Source organism: Halomonas sp. KAO (assembly GCF_015595025.1).
Lineage (GTDB): Bacteria > Pseudomonadota > Gammaproteobacteria > Pseudomonadales > Halomonadaceae > Halomonas.
In genome coordinates, this window is the sequence record NZ_JADNRL010000037.1 from 50,466 (window position 1) to 65,334 (window position 14,869).

Consider the following 14,869-nt stretch of genomic DNA (forward strand, 5'->3'; position numbering starts at 1 on the left):
GTCAGCTGTTGTCAGCGATAGCCCGCCATCAGCTCGCGGATCAGCGGGGTGTCGGCATCGCGATGGGTGGGCAGCTCGAAGCGGGCATGCGCGATGGCGGTGCGCGACAGCTCGGCGGTGATCAGCATCTCGCGCTCCTCGGCCTCGGCGAGCAGCTCGCCGCGGGGGCCGAGGATGCGTGAGCCGCCCCAGAAGTGGCTCTGTCCCTCGGGGCCGTAGCGGTTGGCCATGATGACCGGGGTGCCGTAGGTCATGGCGTAGAATTGTACATTGAGCACCCAGTTCTGCTCGTTGGAGAAATCATCGCTGACCACGCCCGAGGCCGAGTTGATCGGTGCACAGAGCACCGTGGGGCGGGGCAGCAGGGCGGCATGCACCAGTGCCGGGTTCCACAGGTCGGCGCAGATCAGCTGGGTCGCCGACCAGCCGGGGCGCACCTGGGTCTGGGTCAGCTCGTTGCCGTGGGTGAACCACTTGCCCTCCTCGAGGCCACCGTAGGTGGGCAGGTTGAGCTTGCGGTGCACCGCGGTGATCTCACCCTCCTGAAGGATGGCCAGGGCGTTGTAGTATTCGCCGGGACTCGCCTCCTCGACGAAGCCGACCACCGTCTGCATCTCGCCACAGGCCTGGGCCAGTTCGTGTAGGCGTGGGTCCTCCAGCGGCATGGCCACCTGCATCACGCGGTTGCCCAGTCCGTAGCCGGTCAACGAGAGCTCGGGGAAGACCAGCAGCTCGACACCCCTCTCACGGGCCTCGTGCATGGTGGCGAGGTGTTGTTCCAGATTGGCATCCACATCGCCGAGAGTGGCATTGATCTGGGCGGCGCCGACGCGAAGCCTGTCCTGGTAGTGCATCTCTTTCCCCTTGAAAAGAGGGAGGGCCGCCCGCGGGCGGCCCTCCTTGGTATAAAAGCCGCTGTGGAAACAGCGGTGGAAATAGCCGGCATTATGCCAGCCATGCCGTAGAGGTCACAGCAGCTCGTTCTCCTCGAGGAAGGAGTGGGCCACGTCCTCGATGGTCTCGCGCTCGACGTCGACCCGGGCGTTGAGCTCCGCCATGGTCGCGTCGTCCAGCAGTGAGGAGAGCGCGTTCATCTGCGACTCGAGCTCGGGAAGCTCGTCGAGGGTCTCCTGGCGCACCACCGGCGTCAGGGCGTAGGCGGGGAAGAAGCCCTGGTCGTCCTCGAGCACCCGGAAGTCGAAGGCGGGGATGCGCCCATCGGTGGCGAACACCAGGCCCACGTCGACCTCGCCGTCGCGCAGCGCCGGGTAGACCAGGCCGGAGTCCATGCGCTTGACGTCGCCGCGGGAGACGCGGAAGTCATAGGCCTGCTGGAGCGGGCGCCAGCCATCCTCGCGGGCATAGAACTCGGCGTTCAGGGCGAAGGTCAGCGACTCGCCGTCGTTGATCGCCTGGGCCAGCTTGGAGAGGGAGTCGATACCGGTCTCCTCGACGCTCTCCGCGCGCATCGCCAGGGCATAGGTGTTGTTGGCCTCGGAGGGTTCGAGCCACACCAGGCCCTTCTCGGCGTCGAGCTCCTTGACCCGCTGGTAGCTCTCCTCCGGCGAGAGGCTCTCCGTCACGTCGTTGTAGTTGATCAGCGAGGTGCCGGTGTACTCCCAGTAGAGGTCGATCTGGCCGTTCTCCTGAGCCTGACGCAGCACGGCGGAGCCCATGCCGGCGCGAGTGTCGACATCGTAGCCCAGGCCCTCCAGGTACTGGGTGGTCATGCTGGAGAGGATCTGCTGCTCGGTGAAGTTCTTGCCCCCGACGGTAATCTCGGCGGCGCCGGCGGTGGTCATGGCACCGGCCAGGGCCAGGCCGGTCAGGGTGGTCATCAAGCGTTTCATGGCTATTTCTCCTCGTGTGGCTGTATAGGGTTTAGCACGGTTTGAACGGTCAGGCGCGCGACGGGTTGACCCCCCGCGGCACCACCAGGAAGGCGACGGTGGCGATCAGGGCGTCCACCACGATCGCCAGCAGCGCCGTCGGGATGGCGCCGGAGAGCATCATCACCGGATCGTAGAGGTCGATGCCGGTGAAGATCAGCTCGCCCAGCCCCCCGGCGCCGATCAGAAAGGCCAGCGGCACGGTGCCCACGTTGATGGTCAGGGCGGTGCGCATGCCGGCGAAGATCACGTAGAGGGCGTTAGGCAGCTCGACCTTGATCAGCCGCTGGGTCGCCGACATGCCGATTCCGGCGGCGGCCTCCATCAGCGCCGGGTTGACCCCCTTGAGGCCGGCATAGGTGTTTCGCGTGATGGGCAGCAGGGTGGCCACGAAGAGCCCGAACACCGCCGGCACCGTGCCGATGCCCAGGAAGCTCATGGAGAGCGCCAGCACGGCGAGGGTCGGGATGGTGGTACCGACGTTGAGCACCTGCATCAGCGATTCGGCCCAGCGCGCCATGGCGGGGCGCGAGAGCAGAATGCCCAGCGGGATCGCCACGCCGATGGCCAGCCCGCCCGAGACGGCAGTCAGCCATAGATGCTGCACGGCCAGAAACTGCACGTCGGGCAGGTACCAGAGGAACTCATCGATTACCCCGCTCGACTGGGCCCAGATGCCGGCCAGGAAGACGGCGACCAGCAGGAGCGCCTGCAGGGCCCCACGGAGGCTCTGTATCGGCATCGGCTTACTCCTTGCTCGTGGTCTCGGTGCTTGCCTGGGGCGAACGCTCGGCGGTTCGGAAGCGGGCACCCAGGTGGTGCGTCATGGCGCGCTGGGTGATCTGACCGCAGACGCGCCCCTCGTCGTCAACGCAGGGCAGCCAGGTGGCGTCCTTGGCGAACATCAGCGAGGCGACCTTGCGCAGGTCATCGTCCAGGGTCACCGTGGCCGGCACGTTCTGGAAGTGATCGCGACAGTAGCCCTTGGTGGTGCGGGCCTTGGCCCGGGTGATCAGGCCCACCGGCTGGCGCTGGTCGTTCACCATCAGGATGGCGTTCTGGTAACCGAAGTCGTCGATGCGGGCCAGCGCCGTCTCCAGGGTGTCGCCTGGCTTGACCGTGGCGATCTCGTCGGAGACCACCTCGCGGACCCTGACCAGGTTGAGGCGCTTGAGCGCGCGGTCCTCGCCCAGGAAGGACTCGACGAAGGCGTTCCGGGGAGCCGCCAGCAGGTCGTCCGGCTCGGAGTGCTGGACCAGCCTGCCCTCGCGAAACACCGCGATGCGATCGCCCATCTTGATCGCCTCGTCGATGTCGTGGCTGACGAACATGATGGTCTTCTTGAGCTCCTGCTGCATCTTGAGGAACTCATCCTGGATCACCGTGCGGTTGATGGGGTCGATGGCGCCGAAGGGCTCATCCATCAGCATCACCGGCGGGTCGGCGGCCAGCGCCCGGGCCACGCCGATACGCTGCTGCTGCCCCCCGGAGAGCTCGCTCGGGTAGCGCTTGAGAAAGGCGTCGGGCTCCATGGCGATCATCGCCATCAGCTCGCGGGCCCGCTCGCGGTATCTGGCCTTGTCCCAGCCGAGCAGCTTGGGCACCACCGTGATGTTCTCCTCGATGGTCATGTTGGGGAACAGGCCGATCTGCTGAATCACATAGCCGATGTTGCGGCGCAGGCTCTGGGTATCCATGCCGGTGGTGTCCTCGCCGTCGATGAACACCTTGCCGGAAGTGGGCTGGATGATCCGGTTGATCATCTTCAGCGTGGTCGTCTTGCCGCACCCGGAGGGGCCGAGCAGGATGCAGATCTCGCCCCGAGGGACCTCCATGCTGATGTGATCGGCGGCGACCACGGCACCCTTGGGGGTATCGAAGACCTTGGTCAGGTTATCGAGTTTGATCATGTGGTTTCCTTGTCAGAGGCCGGGTAAGAGGCTCGCAGGGTCAGGCCAGCTCGGCGGCCCGCTCCATGCCCTTGGGCGTCAGGCGCTTCTGCACGAAGAGCAGGGTGTAGTCGACGATGATCGCCAGCAGGCTGACCGCCACGGCGCCAACAATCAGCTGGCGCGGGTCGGACTGCGAGATGCCGCGGCTGATGAAGGTGCCGAGGCCGCCGGCACCGATATAGGCGGCGATTGCCATGACCCCGATATTGAGGACCACGGCGGTGCGCACGCCGGCCATGATCACCGGCACCGCCAGCGGGATCTCCACCATGCGCAGGCGCTGGTTGGGGCTCATGCCGATGCCGCGGGCGGCTTCACGCAGCGCCGGGTTGACGTTGTTGATGGCGGTATAGGTGTTGCGGATGATCGGCAGCTGGGAGTAGAGCAGCACCGCGATCACCGCGGGCACATAGCCGATGCCGTGGCCGATCAGCGAAAGCACCGGGATCATGATCCCGAACAGGGCAATCGAGGGGATGGTGACGATGATCGAGGCGAGGTAGAGCACCAGCCGTGCCACCCGCTCGTTCTTGGTGATGGCGATGCCGATGGGCACGCCGGTGAGGGTGGCGAGACCCACTGCCACACCCACCAGGGAGATGTGCTCCAGGGTGCGCGCGAGCAGCAGGTCCAGGTTGTCCAGGGCGTACTGAATCAGCTCCAAGGCGACTCTCCTTTGATGATGGCGTCACGCCGCGCTCGAGGCGGCCTCCCGGGACGCGACGAGGCCATCGCGACGGGATGAGTGCAGACAGAAACGGCGACGGCGTGCCTCACTTGCCGAGCGAAAGCTTATCAAACCTCACGTTCTATTTTTCGGGTGATGACCGGTGAGGCGTACTGGTCAGCATAGACATCACCGATATCGGCGCCTTCGCCACAGGCCGTGCTCGCCTCGTGCGTCATCAAGACGCCTTATCGAAACGGCTGCTAGGATGAATACCGTCTATGCCGCCCATCGCAACGAACTCTCGCTGGCCCATCAGTCCAGCGAGCGCGATAGCGGCATCACCCTGGGAGAGCGTGACGAGCTGCCCCAACTGAACGTGGAGATGTGACCCCGTGAGCCCAGATCACCGAGCCGTACTGCTCCACTTCGCCGACGAAGCCGCCGCGGCGCGCCGCCTGGCCGCTGCCTCCGGCCTGCAGGCGCTGGCCGTCGACCGCCACCGCTTCCCCGATGACGAGCTCAAGCTGACCCTGCCCTTTACCGAGAAGGGCGCCTTTCCCGAGACGCTGGTGATCTACCGCAGCCTGGACAGGCCCAATGACAAGCTGGTGGAGCTGTTGCTGCTGGCGCGCCACGCCCGCCGCCAGGGCGTGGGACGCCTGCTGCTGGTGGCGCCCTATCTCGCCTATATGCGCCAGGATATCGCCTTCCATCCCGGCGAGATCGTCAGCCAGACCCTGGTGGGGGGCTTCCTGGCGGAGCTGTTTGATGGAGTGATCACGGTGGACCCTCACCTGCATCGTATCGAGCGGCTGGAGCAGGCGATTCCCCTCGAGCAGGCGCTGGCCCTATCCGGCGCCCCGCGGCTGGCCGAGCTGGTCGCCGAAAGGCGCCCCGGAGCGCTGCTGCTGGGGCCCGACGAGGAGGCGGGTCAGTGGGTGGCCAGGGCGGCCGAGGTCATCGGCGGTGATCATGGCGTGTGTCGCAAGGTGCGACACGGTGACCGCGAGGTGTCGATTCAACTGCCCGACATTCCCGTGGCGGGACGCGAGGTGGTGCTGATGGATGACGTGGCCAGCTCAGGGCATACGGTGGCCCGTGCTGCCGAGGCGCTGCTGGCGGCCGGCGCGGACTCGGTGGATGTGGCCCTGACCCATGCCCTGTTCGCCGAGGATGCCCTGGCGGTGATTCGTGCGGCCGGGGTGGGGCAGGTGTGGAGCACCGACTGCATCGCTCACCCGAGCAACGCCATCGACATGGCGCCGGTGCTGGCCGAGGCTCTGGCCCGGCTGCTGGAACGGAGGTAGCGGGGGCGCCAACGCAAGCGCCGCCCCGAGGGGCGGCGCGGATAACAAGCCTGGGCGTTGCTCTGTAGCGTTCCAGGCGTGTCGTGTATCAGGCGTAGGCCTGACGCGGCGCGAAGGCCTGCAGGCTTTCCAGGCTCATGACCTTCCAGCCGGTGTCGGGCTGGTCGGTGCGGAAGCCGATATCGTAACCCTGGTCGGTCAGGCGGGATTGCCAGAACTCCTGGGTGGCCAGCTCCTCGGCGTCGTCGGCGCTGGCCGCATGGAAGATGCCGCCACCGAGATGCTGCTCCTGACCGCGGGGATGAATGGCAAAGACATCGACGAGAAAGGGGTGCATGTCGCTCTCACTGAACTGGTGACTGTGAGGCCATCATAGCCCTTGCCTGTCGGGAATGAGAGCGAATCCCGATTCCGTTGCATCACCCCCCATGTCGCTGGTGCATCATTCCTCGGCGGCATGGTCGATGCCACACACGATAGCGCCCCGAATGCCAGGCATTCGGGGCGTCGCGGGCCCTCTCTCCGTGATCAGCTCCTGGTTTTCCTGCGTATTCCCGGGCTTGTCACCGCCACGGTGGGTAAGCGGGCTGGCCGTGTCGAGGCGCGGGTGGTTGTCGAGAAACTCGCGGTGCGGATCGGGCAGGGCATCCAGCGCCTGGAGGCTGCGGGTGATGGCATGAATCGCCGCCGTCACATCCCGGGTATTGCCGGTCTCGGAGATGGTATGCATGTTGCGAATCGGGAAGCCGATCGAGGTGGCCGCGCAGTCCACCGCGGCGAGCACGCCGGCCATGCCATCGGTGCCGGTGTCGACGCCGACGATATCGCGCTGCATGGGGATGGCGTGTTCCCGGGCGGTGCTCTCGATGATGCGATTGAGCTGTTCGCTGGCGATGGAGCCCACCGACATGGTGAAGCCCTTGCCCATCTCCAGTGGCTGCATGCGGCGGTCGCCGATGCCGGGGGCGGCCACATAGTCGTGGTTGACGTCCACGGCGATGATGGCATCGGGCTCGAGCTCGCCGGCGAGCACCCGGCTGCCGAAGCGGCCGATCTCCTCATAGCTGGCGATGGCGAACATTACCCTGACCTTCTCGGTGCCTCCCGCCTCGGCGATCAGGCGTGCCACCTCGGCGGTGACGAAGCAGCCCAGGCCGTTGTCGAGGTAGGCGCCATAGAAGGTGTCCGGGCTGAAGCCGTGACGGATGGGGCGCTCCAGCAGGATGGCATCGCCGGGGCGCACGCCCAGGTTCTCCACCTGCTGCTTCTTGTTGTCGCCATGGATCTGCAGGTCGAGGTAGAGCTGCTCCTTCTTGATACCCTTGTCGCCACTGCGCTGGGCGGGGTCGGAGAAGTGAATGGCGCCCAGCGCCTCCACGGTGCCACCCTGGATACGACGGTAGCTGCCCGGTGCCTCGGGGTCCTCGCTGAACAGGGTCACCTCGTGGCCGACCAGCACATTGGGCAGGAAGGAGTCACTGTTGATCCAGATCTTGCCATCCTCGCCGATGGAGCGAACCTGCATGCGGATCTTGTCGGCGTGACCGATGATCATCACCTTGAACAGATCGTCGCGCCCGGGATGGGTATCCAGCACCACGCTGGCGTGCCCCTTGAACTGGTGCAGCTGCCAGCCTTCGGGAGCGAAGCCCTCGAAATGGGGCTTGAGCACGCCATAGGTCATGGCCCCTTCGAGTCCCACCGGGCTCGGGGCGGCGAGAATCTCGCGCATCAGCTCGAACTGCTCGTCGGGCATGGGGGCGGTCCAGGGGGTAGAGCTCATTCGTTGCTTCTCCTTGTGTGCCGGGCGACACGGCCGAGACCCGCGGAGTTCGGGGCCTCGCGATGCAGGCCAGGCGTGCCGGCAGTGGCTACCTTGTGGATGTTCCCCCGAGTTTATCATGGAGCCAGCCAGGCCCTGCAGGGGCCGAGGGAAGTCACTGGCCCTCTCAGGTGGGGGGCGATGTCATCAACCGGTGGGAAGGAGTCCGCATGCAAGGGCACAAGCGTAGCGATCTGGAGGCGGAGCACCATCCGGAGGCCATTCGCCGCCGGCTGCAGGGAGGCAATGCCGGGCAGAGCCTGCCCGACGCCATCCTGGGTGGCATCGACGGCTGTGTGACGACCTTCGCCGTGGTGTCCGGTGCCTTCGGGGCCGGCTTCTCGGCCACCGTGGCACTGGTGCTGGGGTTCGCCAATCTGCTGGCCGATGGCTTCAGCATGGCGATCAGCAACTATGAGGCGATCAAGGCCCAGCGTGAGCATGTCGACGGGGTGCGCCGCGATGAGCACCATCATATCGATGTGATTCCCGAGGGGGAGCGCGAGGAGATCCGCCAGATCTTCATCGCCAAGGGCTTCGCCGGCGAGACCCTCGAGCGGGTGGTCGAGACCATCTGTAGCGACCGCGAGCTGTGGGTGGAGACCATGTTGCGCGAGGAGCATGGCCTGCAGACCGAGGGTTTGAGCCCCCTGCGCTCGGGGCTGGTCACCTTCGCTGCCTTTCTGGTGGTGGGGGCGGTGCCGCTTCTGCCCTACGCCGTGCCCGGCCTGACGGCCAATGGGCAGTTTCTCTCCAGCCTCGCGCTCGCCGGGCTGATGTTCTTCCTGATCGGCATGGGCAAGAGCCTCGTCTATCACCAGCCGGTGCTGACCTCCGGCGTGCGTACCCTGCTGATGGGCGGCGCGGCGGCGGGACTGGCCTTCCTGACCGGCCACCTCGCCCAGGCGCTGTTCGGGGTTGGCCTCTGAACGGCGGGAGAAAACGACAACGCCACGTCCGGGCGTGGCGTTGTCGGGTAGTCAAGCGTTCGCGTGTCCTGCCAGCCCAGTAGCCAGCCCAGTATCAGCGCCGGGGCCAGGCCTTGGGGTCGACCTTGTCGGCCAGCCTGGGGAAACGGCCGGGGTCGAAGGTGGGCTCCTCGCCTGCCTTGAGCTGGCGCTCGTAATCCCTGAACAGCGCAAATGCCACGGGCGAGAGCAGCAGGATGGCGACCAGGTTGATCAGCGCCATCATCCCCATGGAGAGGTCGGCGAAGCTCCAGATGGTCCCCAGGCTTGCCAGGGAGCCGATCATCACCATGCTCAGTACCGCCAGGCGATAGACCAGGATGGCCAGCGGCGCGCGGCGGCGCCCGGCCAGGTACTCCACGTTGGACTCGCCGTAGGAGTAGTTGGCGATCACCGAGGTGAAGGCGAACAGCAGGATGGCGATGGCGATGAACTGTCCGCCCCATTCGCCCACATGCTGGGAGAGCGCCATCTGGGTGAGCTGGATGCCGTTGGCCTCGTCGCCGGTCAGCAGCTCGGGTCCCGCCATGATGATGATCGCCGCGGTGGCGGTACAGATCACCAGGGTGTCGAGGAAGACGCCGAGCATCTGGATGAAGCCCTGGGCGGCGGGGTGGTTGGGGTGAGTGGTGGCGGTGGCCGCGGCGTTGGGGGCCGAGCCCATGCCCGCCTCGTTGGAGAACAGGCCGCGCTTGATGCCGTTCATGATCGCCTGCGCTACCGCATACCCCACTGCGCCACCGGCGGCCTGCTCGAGGCCGAAGGCGCTTCTGATGATGGTGCCCAGTGCGGCGGGCAGGTCATCGATATTGAGCAGCACCACGCTTAGCGCCAGCAGCAGGTAAAGCAGCGCCATCAGCGGCACCACCAGCTCGGCGACCCGGGCGATGGACTTGAGCCCGCCGAAGATGATCGGCGCGACGACCGCCACCAGTATCAGGCCCATGACCCAGGTGGGTACGGCGTAGGCCTCCTGCATCGCCTGAGCGATGGAGTTGGCCTGCACGCTGTTGAAGGCCAGGCCGAAGGCGATGACCAGGCAGATCGAGAAGGCAATGGCCAGCCAGCGCAGGCCGAGCCCCCGTTCGATATAGCGAGCGGGGCCGCCGCGGAAGGTCTGGTCACCGTGGTCGACCTTGTAGGCCTGGGCCAGGGTGGACTCCACGAAGCTGGTGGCCATGCCGACCAGTGCCGTGATCCACATCCAGAAGATCGCCCCGGGCCCGCCGAAGTAGATGGCTACGGCCACCCCGGCCAGGTTGCCGGTGCCCACCCGAGCCGCGAGGCTGGTGGAGAGCGCCTGGAACGAGGAGATGCCGCCATTGGCCTGGCGTGAGTGGCGCAGCAGCTTGAACATATGGCCGAAGTAGCGGAACTGGATGCCGCGGGTCATGACGGTGAAGTAGAGGCCGGCACCGATCAGCAGGTAGATCAGTACGCTGCCCCACAGCAGGCCATTGCCGCCATCTACCAGCCGGTTGAAGAATTCCATGAAGGTCGCCTGTGTTGCGATGGGTTCGGGCGTGCATTCTTCATTTTTCATCCCTGATGGCAACTTTTTCTGCTGGTGTATCTTCATGTGGTCGTTTCATTGCCAGCAGGGGAGGGGTAAGAGGTTGCCTCTCGATGCTTATCAAGTGGAGGTGGGCCGGTTGCACGATGCCGGGCGCAAGGTATAAGGCAGGCGATGCTACCCCTGGCTCGCCAGGCAGCGCGGCAGGCTGTCATGCAGCGTGTGCGCGGCATGATGCCGAGGTCGGCGAAGCTCCCGCGTCCGGGGCGGCGAGGTTGTCGGGTTGCGCCAGCAGTGCCTGGTCCCGCGTCAGGGGCGGTGAGGGGAGTGGGGAGAGCAGGGTGGCGGCGAGGCGCCAGGCGAATAAGGGCGGCGGCAGCAGTCACGGATGGCGCTGGGCGTCAGGACTAAGAAGATAGTTTCGGCAACCCCTTCAGCGAGGTAGGCACCACTTGTCGGCGGCACTTTCAGGCGCAAATGGTTTCCACAACGATCATCGAAAGCTTTTTGACCTATATTTACAACTAAAACAATGACATAGGGTGGTGTTTTCTAGCCCATAACTTTTATTCATGCATACCCCGTATTTCCGACTTGGACGGCTGCTTTGAATTGAGACAGCCTTGCGCAACTCACGCAAGCAATAATCCCAACGGGGTGAATATTCATGAAGAGCACTAACAAAGTCACTGTACTGGGCGCCGGCAATGCCGGCTTGACTGCCGCCTACCACTTTTCGTTACTGGGCTCCGACGTTTGTCTGTTCGGCTCCGAGGGCTTCGACGAGCAAATCGACTTTATCCGCCAGGCAGGTGGGATCCAAGCCGTCGAGCAGGTGAACGGTGTCGAGATGTCCTTTACGGGCTTTCAAACGCTGGAAGTCACCAAGGATATTCAAGAGGCAGTGGCATTCTCCTCCGTGCTGATCATGCCGGTACCTTCCTTCGCCCAGGAAGCGCTTTTTCGCGATATGCTGCCCTATCTCACCAGTGAGCATCTCATTCTGCTGATGCCGGGTAACTATGGCTCCCTGGTGCTCAACCGTATCAAGAACGAGGAAGGTTATCAGGATCTGGATGTCACTTTTGTCGATGCCATTTCCATTCCCTGGGCAACGCGTATCGCTGGTGAAGCCCAGGTAGGTATTCTAGGTATCAAGGAAATGCTACCGCTGGCAGCGCTTCCCGCCAGCCGTACCCAGCAGGCCATCGAGCGTTTGCAACCTCATTTTCCGATCCCCCTGACGCCGCTGGAAAATGTGATCGCCGCCGGACTTGAAAACATTAACTTCGGAGGTCACCCGCTGCTGACCACCTTGAACATGGGGTTGCTGGAAAACTTCAACGGAAATTTTAACTTCTACAAGGATTGCTGCTCCCCTGCCGTCGCTAGAGTAGCTGAAGATCTTGATCTGGAGCGCCTGGCGGTGGGTCAGGCACTCGGTCTTGAGCTGAGCTCTGAACTCGATGCGATGAATACGCTATATGACATGAATGCTGAAAGTGTTTATGAAATCAATCGAACTTCGGAAACTCACGGAAAGTTGAACTCCGCACCCGACGGCCCGCAGGCGCGCTATATTGCCGAAGACGTACCCTTTCTTTTCGTTCCCTGCTTTGAGTTTTCCCAGCTGGCGGGAGTGAATACACCCATCATTCAGGCCGTCCTCACGATTACCAATGCCTTCAACCGCACCGACTATATGGAGAGCGGACGCACTCTGGAAAAAATGGGAATGGCGGAAATGACCATCGACCAGATACGCCAGGCAGTTTCCTGAACTCCGGAAAAGTAAATGCAACAAGGCAGCCATTTTTATGAATAATAATTCTATATATTACGGAGATGATCATGAAAAGGCTTAGGCTACCTTCCGTTTATACGATTTTATTCTCGCTTATTGTGATTGTCGCCATACTTACCTGGTTCATTCCTGCAGGTAAGTACGATATGGTCGAGAATGATGTGCTGGGCAGGATGGTGCCGGTCGCCGGTTCCTATCATTCCGTGGAAGCCAATTCACAAGGGATATCGGAAATACTGCTGGCGCCTATCAACGGGTTTTACAATCACTCGGACTATACCGCCACAGCAGTCGACGTAGCGCTTTTCGTGCTGATCATCGGAGGGTTTCTTGCGGTAGTCACCAGGACAGGAGCCATCGATAATGCCATCGGGAGAACCACGGAGCGACTCAAGGGACGAGAAATATGGATGATTCCCATCCTGATGGGCATCTTTGCCACCGGTGGTACCGTCTACGGTATGGCAGAGGAGACCATCGCCTTCTACCCACTCATCATTCCGGTGATGATTGCGGCGGGCTATGATGCCCTGACCGGAGTCGCGGTAGTGATGATAGGCGCAGGAATCGGTTGCCTGGGGTCTACCATCAACCCCTTTGCGACGGTAATCGCCTCCAATGCCGCGGGCATCAGCTTCATTCAAGGTATGCTGCTGCGCGTCGTGATTCTGGTGGCAGGCTGGCTGATCTGCGTTTTCTACGTGATGCGGTACGCCCGGTTGGTAAAGCGTCAGCCCGAGCGCTCACTGGTGCGGGATCTCAAGGAGGAGAACGAGGCGCACTTTCTGCACGGCCATAATACCCAGGGCGACGTGGTGTTCACACGTACCCAGAAGCTCGTGCTGGCTGTCTTCGCTGCAACTTTCGCCGTCATGATCTGGGGTGTCACCCTGGCCGGCTGGTGGATGGCGGAGATCTCGGCACTCTTTCTGGGAGCAACGATAGTGATAGGCCTGGTGGCCCGTATGGGAGAGGAGGAGCTAACCACCAGCTTCATCGACGGCGCGCGTGATCTGCTAGGGGTGGCCCTGGTCATCGCATTAGCCCGCGGCATCGTGATGATCATGGATGCCGGTAATATCACCCACACCCTTATCTATTGGGCAGAGTCCATGGTTCAGGACTTGTCGCCAGTGGCGTTCATCAATGCGGTCTACTGGATCGAGGCAGCGTTGTCAGTGTTGGTACCCTCGTCCTCGGGACTGGCCGTGATGACCATGCCGATCATGGCACCGTTAGGGGACTTCGTTGGGGTGGGCAGAGACCTGGTGGTTACCGCCTTCCAGTCTGCCTCGGGTCTGCCTAACCTGATCAACCCTACCTCCGCTATTGTCATGGGTGGATTGGCAATGGGGCGTGTTTCCTATGGCCGATGGTTCAAGTTTACCGCGCCGCTGCTGGCAATGCTCATCATCATGATCATGGTGCTGTTGAGCCTTGGGGTGTTGCTAAGCTAAGAGTCAATTCGTCTAACAGGAGACGGTCGAAACAACAATGGGAGCCAGGCGGCTCCCGTTGCTTGTTTCGCCTTTCGTCATTCCAGTATTCAGGTTGATGCATGGCTGCCATGCATGGTAATCATGAGAGTCGCTTCTCTCCCTCATAAGGGCTTTCTCTCGCATAAGGGCTTTCTCCCGCCAGCTCTCGCTGCATGACCTTTGTGGTATGGTCGACGCCGTAGCGCAAGCGCAAGCAGGCACGCTGTACCAAATAAGACAGCGTCCGGTCGGCGAGAATAAGCAACGACAATGCTCATGTGCCCTGTTATCAGTAGCGTCGAGCCAAGAGAGGGGTAATGAAATTTCAGCAATTGAATGCCTTCAAAGCCGTCTATGAATTGGGGAGTGTGACTGCAGCAGGGGAAAGGCTACACCTGACCCAGCCGGCGGTAAGCAAGCTGATCACGGCCCTGGAACGTCGTGTGGATTTCAAGCTTTTTGAACGCATCAAGGGGCGTCTTGTGCCTACGGATCAGGGCAAGGCGTTTTACCTGGAAGTGGTCAAGGCATTTACAGCTATGGACTCCTTGGCGGAAAGTGCCAGGGATATCCGCACCCACCACTGGGGCAGTCTTCACGTGGACACCTTCCCCCTTCTGGCCCACAATTACTTGCCGCGTCTGTTGGGGAAATTTCTTAAGCAGGCTCCCGAGCTCAATGGAACGTTGAAGGCTTATCGCTCTGAAGAGGTATTGCGTCGCACAGAGATTCAGTCCTGTGATGTAGGCTTCGCTGCCGTCGACAATCCGAATTGTCCGGGGGTCCATAGTACGGAAGTGCGTTGCAGCTGCGTGGCTATTTTGCCGTCGGGTAGTCCGTTAGCAGAAAAGGCTGTCTTGACACCAGAAGACTTCGTGTCGCAGCCTTTTATTCGCAGCGAAATGGATGTCACGCAGCGCCGTGTCAATCAGGTGTTTTCCGATGCCAGAGTTGTTCGTCGTGACGTGCTGGAAGTATCTTTTGCCAGCTCCACTTCGGCCTTGGTGGCAGAAGGAATCGGTGCGGCGATTGTTGATCCATTTACCGCTCACCATGCAAAAGAAACGAACCCGGACATAATGATAAAGTCCTTCGTTCCGAACATTCCTTTCCATTTTCATATCTTGTTTCCTGCCTTGCGCCCGGTGCCGCCATCGGTAGAGCATTTTGTCGAGTCGTTTTTTGCCATGGCTAGGGAAGGTGGTATTTCGCTTCAGCGCCTGGAGAGTTGAATGTGCGTGGCACACAGGGAAGCAAGAGAGCCGCGCATGCTCGGCTCTTCGTCGTTTGAGGGCAAAGGCGGTGATCACCAAGGTTAGGCGGTGCTACCCCTGTCTCGCCAGGCAGCGCGGCAGGCTGTCAGTAAGTGTACGCGGCATGATACCGAGGTCGGCGAAGCTGCCCGCGTCCGGGTCGGCGAGGTTGTCGCGCTGCATCAGCAGTACCTGGTCCCGCGTCAGGGGCGG

The 14,869-nt window shown here is 62.6% G+C and carries 14 protein-coding genes; 6 read left to right on the top strand and 8 right to left on the bottom strand.

The window, feature by feature from the left end:
- Positions 1–11: 11 nt before the first annotated feature.
- From IOC61_RS16220 to IOC61_RS16240, 5 genes are all read right to left on the bottom strand, one after another.
- Positions 12–854: a nitrilase-related carbon-nitrogen hydrolase gene (locus IOC61_RS16220; protein ID WP_195689774.1), complete on the bottom strand. Its 843-nt coding sequence runs from the start codon at positions 852–854 to the stop codon at positions 12–14.
- Between the two features lie 114 nt (positions 855–968).
- Positions 969–1,850: a glycine betaine ABC transporter substrate-binding protein gene (locus IOC61_RS16225; protein ID WP_195689775.1), complete on the bottom strand. Its 882-nt coding sequence runs from the start codon at positions 1,848–1,850 to the stop codon at positions 969–971.
- Between the two features lie 49 nt (positions 1,851–1,899).
- Positions 1,900–2,631, bottom strand: a complete 732-nt coding sequence (locus IOC61_RS16230) for an ABC transporter permease (RefSeq protein WP_195689776.1) — start codon at positions 2,629–2,631, stop codon at positions 1,900–1,902.
- 4 nt (positions 2,632–2,635) lie between these two features.
- Positions 2,636–3,799, bottom strand: coding sequence for an ABC transporter ATP-binding protein (locus IOC61_RS16235; RefSeq protein ID WP_195689777.1), 1,164 nt, complete (start codon positions 3,797–3,799; stop codon positions 2,636–2,638).
- A 40-nt stretch (positions 3,800–3,839) separates the two neighbouring features.
- The gene (locus IOC61_RS16240) at positions 3,840–4,505 is read right to left on the bottom strand and encodes an ABC transporter permease (protein WP_195689778.1); all 666 of its coding nucleotides are present in this window, start codon (positions 4,503–4,505) and stop codon (positions 3,840–3,842) included.
- 271 nt (positions 4,506–4,776) lie between these two features.
- Between IOC61_RS16240 and IOC61_RS17835 the strand changes: the two genes are divergently transcribed.
- Together IOC61_RS17835 and IOC61_RS16245 are read left to right on the top strand one after the other, a co-directional pair.
- Entirely contained in the window at positions 4,777–4,899 is a 123-nt protein-coding gene (locus IOC61_RS17835) for a hypothetical protein (RefSeq protein WP_267491323.1), read from the top strand.
- 4 nt (positions 4,900–4,903) lie between these two features.
- The gene (locus IOC61_RS16245; protein WP_195689779.1) at positions 4,904–5,818 is read left to right on the top strand and encodes a ribose-phosphate diphosphokinase; all 915 of its coding nucleotides are present in this window, start codon (positions 4,904–4,906) and stop codon (positions 5,816–5,818) included.
- A gap of 88 nt (positions 5,819–5,906) precedes the next feature.
- Here the strand turns inward: IOC61_RS16245 and IOC61_RS16250 are convergent, their stop codons facing one another.
- Both IOC61_RS16250 and IOC61_RS16255 read right to left on the bottom strand, forming a co-directional pair.
- Positions 5,907–6,155 carry a hypothetical protein gene (locus tag IOC61_RS16250; protein ID WP_195689780.1) on the bottom strand — a complete coding sequence of 83 codons (249 nt, stop codon included), beginning with the start codon at positions 6,153–6,155 and terminating at the stop codon, positions 5,907–5,909.
- A gap of 105 nt (positions 6,156–6,260) precedes the next feature.
- Positions 6,261–7,601, bottom strand: coding sequence for a M20/M25/M40 family metallo-hydrolase (locus tag IOC61_RS16255; RefSeq protein WP_195689781.1), 1,341 nt, complete (start codon positions 7,599–7,601; stop codon positions 6,261–6,263).
- 209 nt (positions 7,602–7,810) lie between these two features.
- Here IOC61_RS16255 and IOC61_RS16260 point away from each other — a divergent pair, with 209 nt between their 5' ends.
- A complete protein-coding gene (locus tag IOC61_RS16260; RefSeq protein ID WP_195689782.1) occupies positions 7,811–8,569 on the top strand; it encodes a VIT1/CCC1 transporter family protein in 759 nt (252 codons plus the stop codon).
- Positions 8,570–8,663: 94 nt separating this feature from the next.
- Here the strand turns inward: IOC61_RS16260 and IOC61_RS16265 are convergent, their stop codons facing one another.
- Positions 8,664–10,100, bottom strand: coding sequence for an alanine/glycine:cation symporter family protein (locus IOC61_RS16265; protein WP_195689783.1), 1,437 nt, complete (start codon positions 10,098–10,100; stop codon positions 8,664–8,666).
- 688 nt (positions 10,101–10,788) lie between these two features.
- Here IOC61_RS16265 and IOC61_RS16270 point away from each other — a divergent pair.
- The 3 genes from IOC61_RS16270 to IOC61_RS16280 all read left to right on the top strand — a co-directional run bounded on the left by IOC61_RS16270 (position 10,789) and on the right by IOC61_RS16280 (position 14,635).
- Entirely contained in the window at positions 10,789–11,901 is a 1,113-nt protein-coding gene (locus IOC61_RS16270) for an NAD/NADP-dependent octopine/nopaline dehydrogenase family protein (protein ID WP_195689784.1), read from the top strand.
- A gap of 71 nt (positions 11,902–11,972) precedes the next feature.
- A complete protein-coding gene (locus IOC61_RS16275; RefSeq protein WP_195689785.1) occupies positions 11,973–13,382 on the top strand; it encodes a YfcC family protein in 1,410 nt (469 codons plus the stop codon).
- Between the two features lie 338 nt (positions 13,383–13,720).
- Positions 13,721–14,635 (top strand): LysR substrate-binding domain-containing protein, encoded by a 915-nt coding sequence (locus tag IOC61_RS16280; RefSeq protein WP_195689786.1) that lies wholly within the window; start codon positions 13,721–13,723, stop codon positions 14,633–14,635.
- Positions 14,636–14,869 lie beyond the last annotated feature (234 nt).